Genomic DNA, 7529 nt, shown 5'->3' with positions numbered 1-7529 from the left:
CCATAAAAAAGCCTCCCATTTCTTGTGTCCAAGAAATGGGAGGCAGTTCAGTGCGCAGCGGGGGTTCTTTCATGTACGAGGACGCGCCGGAAAGGAAGGTCGCCCTCGGGCCGGACAGCTAAGACAGCTTACGCGACGGTGTAAACCCAGTTGTGCTTGTCCTCGACAGCACCAGACTGGATGCCCGTCAGGGTCTCGCGGAGCTTCTTCATCACAGGACCGATCTCGGTGTAGCCAGCCGGGAAGGTCACGGTCTCGTCGGCTCCGTAGACCTTGTTGTCGATCTCGCCGACCGGGGAGATAACGGCAGCGGTGCCGCACAGGCCGCACTCAACAAAGGTGCCGGCCTTGACCTCGGCCCACTCGACGGGACGCTGGTCGACGGTCATGCCCAGGTCCTGAGCAACCTGAACGAGCGAACGGCGGGTGATGGAGGGCAGGATGGAGTCGGTGTGCGACTGCGGAACGACGAGGGTGCCATCCTCCTTCACGAACAGGACGTTAGCGCCACCGGTCTCCTCGACATAGGTGCGGGACTCGGAGTCGAGATACAGGTTCTCGGCATAACCCTCGCGGTGAGCCTCCATCGTGGGCTTCAGGGACATGGCGTAGTTGAGGCCGGCCTTGATGTTGCCGGTGCCGTGCGGTGCGGCGCGGTCGTACTCGGAAACGCGCAGCTTGACGGGCTTGAGGCCGCCCTTAAAGTACGGACCGACCGGGGTCACGAGAATGCGGAACGTGTACTCAGGAGCGGGAGCCACGCCGATTACGTCACCGGAGCCGATCATAAACGGACGCACATACAGGGTTGCACCGGAGCCGAAGGGCGGAACCCATGCGGCATTGGCAGAAACGACCTGCTTGACGGCCTCGACAAACTTGTCCTTGGGGAACGGGGGCATCTCGAGGCGCTGCGCAGAGTTGTACATACGCTCAGCGTTCATGTCGGGACGGAAACAGACGATGCTGCCGTCCTCGGCGGTGTAGGCCTTCAGGCCCTCAAAGACCTCCTGGCAGTAATGGAAGATGCCACCGCACTCGGAGACGTGCAGGGTGTGGTCGGTGGTCAGGCCGCCCTCGTCCCACTCGCCATCCTTCCAATGGGCCTCGTAGCTGTAATCGGTCTTCATGTAGCCAAAGCCAAGGCTACCCCAATCGATATCCTTCTTCTCGACAGTCATATGTCGCTCCTTACATACACAGTTGCACACTCGCGAACCCGCATGCAAGGACCGAGGCTGACCGCGTCGCAACGTCGCACGCCCGGAGCGTAGAGCCGGACGGGACACGCGAACAGCATCAAAGCCAATGGCACGTCGATTCGCATGCACGAGATTGTACTCCCCGCACGCCTTGGATAAAACGCTTTTCTTTAACTAAGTAAAGTATTTTCATTTGCCTTCAACACAAAAGGCCCGCCATCGAATCCGATGACGGGCCTTGGAATTAACGTCCGAAAACAAGCTCGGACTACGCGTTCTTTTTACCGAGCTTTGCCTTAACCAAACCGACCACGGTCGGGATGATCGACACGGCGACGATGCCCACGATCAGCAACTCAAAGTGCTCCTGCACAAAGGGGATGCCGCCAAAGAAGTAGCCCAGCAGCGTGAAGACCGTTGACCAGGTAATACCGCCCAGCACGTTAAAGATGACAAAGTTGCGCCAGTGCATACCGCCCATGCCGGCGATAAAGGGCACAAAGGTGCGGATAAACGGGAAGAAGCGACCCAGGAAGATGGCCAGATGGCCCCACTTATCCAGGAAGTCCTCGGACTTTTTAATGCGCTCGGGCGTCATGGCCTTTACCTTGCCCGAGGCGATGATCTTGCGGCCAAAGAAGTGACCGATCATAAAGTTGCACTGATCGCCCAGGATGGCTGCGGCCCATGCGGTGGCCAGAAGCGCCACGATGTTAAAGCCGCCGTTATGGGCAAAGAAGCCCGAGGCAAACAGCAGCGAGTCGCCGGGAAGGAACGGGAAGAACACCACGCCCGTCTCGATAAAGATGATCAGGAACACGCAGCCGTAGGCCATGAGCGGGCCGGCGGCGATCCAGCTGGCGATCGCAGTGCGCGGATCCTTAAGCAGCTCGGCGATAAAATTGATGAAACCCATGAAGTAAAACCTCTCAGTTGTGGGCGCGGATACGTCCAAGTTGACCAGTATACGGTTGCGGCGCCCCCTCGTGCGCAACCCCACAAAAGCATGACTCCATTACCAGCAAGTTTGCATAACTGACACCTGTCGCCTAAAGCAAAGCAAGATTGCCCTTCCTAATCCCTAGCGAATCGCTATACTTTATTGAATCGCATTGTCACGGCGCTAAGGGAGGGCGGCCGGTGAGCTTTATCAACACCATTCGCGAGGACATCAAGACCGTCCAGGCGCAGGACCCTGCCGCGCAAAATAGCCTGGTCATCTTCCTGTCCTACCCCGGCCTGCACGCCAAGTGGAATCATGTGCCCGAGCACTGGCTGTGGGAACACGGCCATCGATCGCTTGCCCGCGTGCTCTCGCAGTTAACCCGCCATATCACCGGCGTCGAGATTCATCCCGCCGCGCAGATCGGCAAGCACTTCTTTATCGACCACGCCATGGGCGTCGTCATCGGCGAGACTACCATCGTGGGCGACAACTGCGTGCTCTACCAGGGCGTCACGCTTGGCGGCACCGGCAACGAGACCGGCAAACGCCACCCCACCCTGGGCAATAATGTCACCGTGGGCACGGGCGCCAAGGTGCTTGGCAACATCCACATCGGCAACAACGTCAAGATCGGCGGCAACTCGGTCGTCGTCAAGGACGTGCCCGACAACTGCACCGTCGTGGGCGTGCCCGGGCGCATCATCAAGCGCAATGGCTGCCGCGTGTTCGAGGAGAGCTTCGACGCCAAGCAGCATCGCGAGTACATGCCCGACGATGCCGCCGAGCAGAGCGCCCTCAACCGTCAGGGCATCACCGAAAACGCCCGTCGCGTCAAGGAACTCGAGCAAGAGGTGGCCGAGCTCAAGGCCCTCGTCGCCAAGTTCGTGGACGAGCGCTAGGGCCGCGGGCAACCGCCACAGCCTGAACGCCAACACGAAAGGAGCGCCGGGGAATCCGCTCCCGGCGCGCCTTCTTTTCGATGTGACATGCGGGACTGACCCTTTGTCACCTTATGCGAACTGGCTTAGGTAGAGGTCGGCATAAGCGCCCTCGGCAGCCAGCAGCTCCTTGTGCGTACCCTGCTCGATGATATTGCCGTGATCCATGACCAGGATGAGGTCGGCATCGACGATCGTCGACAGACGGTGCGCGATCACAAAGCTCGTGCGCCCGCGCATGAGCGCATCCATAGCACGGCCGATGGCGAGCTCGGTGCGCGTGTCCACGCTCGACGTCGCCTCGTCCAGGATGAGGATCGCCGGGTTGTTGAGCAGCACGCGCGCGATGGTCAGCAGCTGACGTTGGCCCTGGCTGATGCTCTCGGCATCGTTAGCCACACGCGTGTCGTAGCCCTGCGGCATAGTGCGCACAAAGAAGTCGACCCGTGCGGCACGTGCGGCCGCGACAATCTCCTCGCGCGTCGCCTCGGGACAGCCGTAGGCGATGTTCTCGGCAATGGTGCCATCAAATAGCCAAGCGTCCTGCAACACCATGCCAAACTGCTGGCGTAGCTCGCCGCGGTCCATGCGGCTCGTGTCCACGCCGTCGAGGGTAATGCGGCCGCCGTCGATCTCGTAAAAGCGCATGAGCAGGTTGATGAGCGTGGTCTTACCCGCGCCCGTGGTTCCCACCACGGCGATCTTCTGACCCGGCTCGGCGGTAAACGACACGTCTCGCATAAGCGGCTTGTCGGGCGAATAGCCAAAGCGCACATGCTCAAAAGCGACACGGCCTTCCACTTTGCCCGGCAGCTTGGCAGCCTCGCCCGGCTGCGGATCGGCCTCCATCTCGGGCTCGTCGAGCAGGTCGAACACGCGCTCGGCGCTCGCCAGCGCACTCTGCAGCGAGTTAAAGGTAAACGACAGCTCAGTCATGGGCTCGGACGCCTCGGAGATAAACTGGAAGAACGCCTGGAACACGCCGACGGTCATATGCCCGGCAACCAGCATGCTGCAGCCCACCAGCGCGATCACGATCTGCGCCAAACGGCCGATAAAGCGCACCGCGGGGCCGACGGCGTTAATCATAAAGTCGGCCTTGGTGCTCACGCGCGCCAGCTCCTTCGAAGCCTCGTGCACCTCGGCAGAGCTCTTGCGCTCGCGGTTAAACGCACGGATCACCAGACGGCCCGAGTAGCCCTCCTCGACCGCGCTCGTAATCTTGGACACCCACTCCTGGCGCTCGCCCGTCACATCATGCGTGCGGCGCGACACGACCTTCGTCACCAGCAGCGAAAGCGCCGTAAAGAACAAAAAGACGAGCGTGAGCGGCACGCTAAACACGAACATCACGCTCACGGCGCCCACCACGGTACCGATCGACACCAGAAGCTGCAGCAGGCCGCGTTGCATGCTCTCGGACATCTTGTCCAAGTCGTTGGTCGCACGGCTGACGACCTCGCCGGGACGATGCGCGTCAAAGTAGGCAAGCGGCAGACGGTTGAGCTTTTGTGCGATGCGGTTGCGCAGGCGCAGGTTGAGGCGCTCGGCAACGCTCGACATCAAAAAGCTCTGGAGTGCGTAGAACGAGGCAGCGGCGGTCCAGATCATAAAGTAGACAAAGATGGTCCTGCCGCAGTTCTCCCAGGTAATGCTGAAGGTGGTGTTGTTGGCAAACGCCAGCTTCATGTGCCCCCACAGCTCATCGATCACGCGGGCGCTGTAAGCCGGCGCCGCGGTGTTAAAGATGGCATAGAACACGATACTCGCGAACACGATATAGAAGCGCCAATGGTCGCCGGCGGCCTCGCTCCACAGGCGGCGCACCGTCGCCCAGGTGTCGCGGGGCGTCTCGTCCTCGTCCTCGTCGTCAACGTCGCGCATGCGCTCCGCCTCGGCGCGGGCGCGCTCGTCCTCGGCGCGCTCGTTTTCCTCGTAGAGTGCCTGGCGGCGAGCCTCGCGCTCCGCCGCTGCCTTGGCGTCTTCCTCCAGGTCGGACGTGGCGCCCGTCTCCTCGACTGTTTCTGCAGCCGCGGCGTCATCGGCGATGCTCCACTTCTTGAGCTCCTCGGTCATGCTACTCACCTCCCTTCATCTGCGATTCCGCGATAGCGCGGTACACCTCACAGGTTTTCATGAGCTCGTCGTGCGTGCCCAGGCCCACGACCTCACCGTCCTTGAGCACCACAATCTGATCGGCATGCAAAATAGTCGAGATGCGCTGGGCGATGATGAGCACCGCGGCATCGCGCGTCTCGTCCTGTAGCGCATGGCGCAGTGCCGCATCGGTCTTAAAGTCCAGGGCCGAAAAGCTATCGTCGAAGATATACAGGTCGGCGTGCTTCATGAGTGCGCGGGCAATCGCCAGGCGCTGGCGCTGACCACCCGAGAAGTTCGTGCCGCCCTGGGCCACCGGCGTATCGAGCCCCTGGGGCTGGTCGAGCACAAAGGTGCTCTGGGCAACCTCCAGCGCATGGAGCATGTCAGCCTCGGTCGCGCCCTCGTTGCCAAAGCGCAGGTTGCTCGCCACCGTACCCGAGAACAGCCATGCCTTCTGCGGCACATAGGCGATACGCCCGCGGATATCGTCTTGCGAAAGGTCGCGCAGATCGACGCCGTTTAGGCGAATGGTGCCCTTCGTGGCATCGTGGAAGCGAAGCAAGAGCTTGGCCACCGTTGACTTGCCCGAGCCCGTCGAGCCCACGATCGCGGTCGTCTGTCCACGGCGGCAGGCAAAACTCAGGTTGCACAGGGTGTCCTCGTCGGCATCGTCAAAACGGAATGACATATGGTCGAACACGGCCACCGCGTCGGCTCCATCTGCGGACTCGGGCGCCCCGTCGCCCAGCGTAGCCTTGCCGTCCACGATGCTCGGCTCGATTTCGAGCACCTGCTGCGCACGGTTGAGGCACGCCGCGGCGCGCGGAAGCGTCAGCACCACCACCTGCGCCATCATCACAAAGAACAGGATCAGGATCGCGTACTCCAACACGGCCGAGATGCTGCCGATTTGCATGGCATGGACGCCCACGCGGTTGCCGCCCACCCACAGCACCGCCACCTCGAGGATATTCATCAAAAAGAAGCTGGAGCTGTCGAGACCCACAAACAGGTGGTTGACCTTGATGGCATTGGCTGCGTAATCGCTAAACACCTCGTCCAGGCGCTGCTCCTCGTGGCGCTCCTTGTTAAATGCGCGGATGACGCGCACGCCCACGATGTTCTCGCGCAGCACCACGTTCATGCGGTCGATAAAGCTCTGCAGGCGCATAAAGATCGGCGCGGCGTTGGCAACGGTAAAGACCGCCGCCACCAGCAAGATCGCAACGACCACGCCCAGCAGCGTGCCCATGGCAGGATCGATAAACCAGGCAAAGATGATGCCCGCCACGGCCAAGAACGGTACCGGTAACACCAGCTGAATCGTCTGCAGGATCGCTTGCTGGATCACGTTGATGTCGTTGAGCGAGCGCGTGATCATCGAACCCGTACCAAAGCGCTCAAAGTCGCTGGCGGACAGCTCGAGCGACTTATCGTAGATGGCGTTGCGAATGTCGCAGGCCACATTGGCCGCCAGACGGGCCGAAAGATAGCAGCCCAGCACCGCGCCGCCACTGGCCATGCCGGTCGCGATGAGCATATACACGCCGTTGCGCAAGATGTAGTCGATATCACCCGTCGTGATACCAGTATTGACCATATTCGCCAACATTGTAGGCACCAGCAGCGTGCCGACGTTATCTATCAGCAGTACAAACAGCGTCACCGCAATCAGCCCGCGATACGGCCTCATAAATCTCATTAAGAGTCGCATGTCTCCCCTTCTCCCTTATCGTCAGCCTCGTTCTCGGCGGCCACTTGCCGTTTAAATGCCTCGCACTCTTCGTTAAGAACATGGGAGAACTTACCGACCAAGCGCATGATCTCGCGCTGTTCCCACGGCTCGAGCGCCTCGATTGCTCCGCTGGTATATAACAGGCTCTCCGTCAAGGTCGTCTTACCTGCGTCTACATGAGCAAGAATGCCAATATTGATGATTTTCATATGATTGTCCTCCATACAAGGCCCAGAAGGGCGCAAAAATCCCCAGCGACAAATACTTTTACCGCTGGGGATGATAGGTAGGACACACATGAAAACTGCGGCCAAGGCTGGCCGTTGTCTATCACGATATGAAATGAAAAGGCAAAAGTATTCTTAAATTGGGTACAAAAACCAAGCCCTCTCCTTGAGGACGTTTGTCTTTGTTCCCATTATCAAATTTTATTATAGAATACCTTGCCGCATATTGATAAACTCCTTTGCTTGGATTTTTATAGTATAGCATATCAAATTCCCAAAAGCAACCCTGTTAAGATAAATTTTTTCTGTCACTGCACCTCCTTGATTCTCATTTTCATTGCAACAGCCTCAGGACTCAGCGCAACGCGTTGCGCTGAGACC

General features: G+C 59.7%; 5 protein-coding genes and 1 pseudogene. 1 reads left to right on the top strand and 5 read right to left on the bottom strand.

The window, feature by feature from the left end; translation table 11 throughout:
• Nucleotides 1-128: 128 nt before the first annotated feature.
• Complete coding sequence (locus tag DWY05_RS09635) at nucleotides 129-1181, bottom strand: branched-chain amino acid aminotransferase (protein ID WP_035138743.1); 1053 nt, start codon at nucleotides 1179-1181, stop codon at nucleotides 129-131.
• 289 nt (nucleotides 1182-1470) lie between these two features.
• Nucleotides 1471-2118 carry a DedA family protein gene (locus DWY05_RS09630; RefSeq protein ID WP_117635597.1) on the bottom strand — a complete coding sequence of 216 codons (648 nt, stop codon included), beginning with the start codon at nucleotides 2116-2118 and terminating at the stop codon, nucleotides 1471-1473.
• A 224-nt stretch (nucleotides 2119-2342) separates the two neighbouring features.
• Here DWY05_RS09630 and cysE point away from each other — a divergent pair, with 224 nt between their 5' ends.
• Nucleotides 2343-3047, top strand: a complete 705-nt coding sequence (gene cysE / locus DWY05_RS09625) for a serine O-acetyltransferase (protein WP_117821471.1) — start codon at nucleotides 2343-2345, stop codon at nucleotides 3045-3047.
• A 111-nt stretch (nucleotides 3048-3158) separates the two neighbouring features.
• Here cysE and DWY05_RS09620 read toward each other — a convergent pair whose 3' ends face one another.
• The 3 genes and pseudogenes from DWY05_RS09620 to DWY05_RS09610 all read right to left on the bottom strand — a co-directional run.
• Complete coding sequence (locus tag DWY05_RS09620; RefSeq protein ID WP_199409631.1) at nucleotides 3159-5162, bottom strand: ABC transporter ATP-binding protein; 2004 nt, start codon at nucleotides 5160-5162, stop codon at nucleotides 3159-3161.
• A 1-nt stretch (nucleotide 5163) separates the two neighbouring features.
• Complete coding sequence (locus tag DWY05_RS09615; RefSeq protein ID WP_233504073.1) at nucleotides 5164-6888, bottom strand: ABC transporter ATP-binding protein; 1725 nt, start codon at nucleotides 6886-6888, stop codon at nucleotides 5164-5166.
• Between the two features lie 149 nt (nucleotides 6889-7037).
• Nucleotides 7038-7130 (bottom strand): annotated as a pseudogene (locus DWY05_RS09610) (GTP-binding protein); the annotation flags it as partial.
• Nucleotides 7131-7529 lie beyond the last annotated feature (399 nt).

The organism is Collinsella sp. AF23-4AC, assembly GCF_003462685.1.
Classification (GTDB): domain Bacteria; phylum Actinomycetota; class Coriobacteriia; order Coriobacteriales; family Coriobacteriaceae; genus Collinsella.
Note: the sequence above shows the minus strand (reverse complement) of the source record. Positions and strands in the feature narration are given on the sequence as shown.

Bases quoted from the DNA above. Each gene is read 5' to 3' on its own strand.
- DWY05_RS09620 (WP_199409631.1), bottom strand. From the start codon at position 5,162: ATGACCGAGGAGCTCAAGAAGTGGAGCATCGCCGATGACGCCGCGGCT.
- DWY05_RS09615 (WP_233504073.1), bottom strand. From the start codon at position 6,888: ATGAGATTTATGAGGCCGTATCGCGGGCTGATTGCGGTGACGCTGTTT.
- DWY05_RS09635 (WP_035138743.1), bottom strand. From the start codon at position 1,181: ATGACTGTCGAGAAGAAGGATATCGATTGGGGTAGCCTTGGCTTTGGC.
- DWY05_RS09630 (WP_117635597.1), bottom strand. From the start codon at position 2,118: ATGGGTTTCATCAATTTTATCGCCGAGCTGCTTAAGGATCCGCGCACT.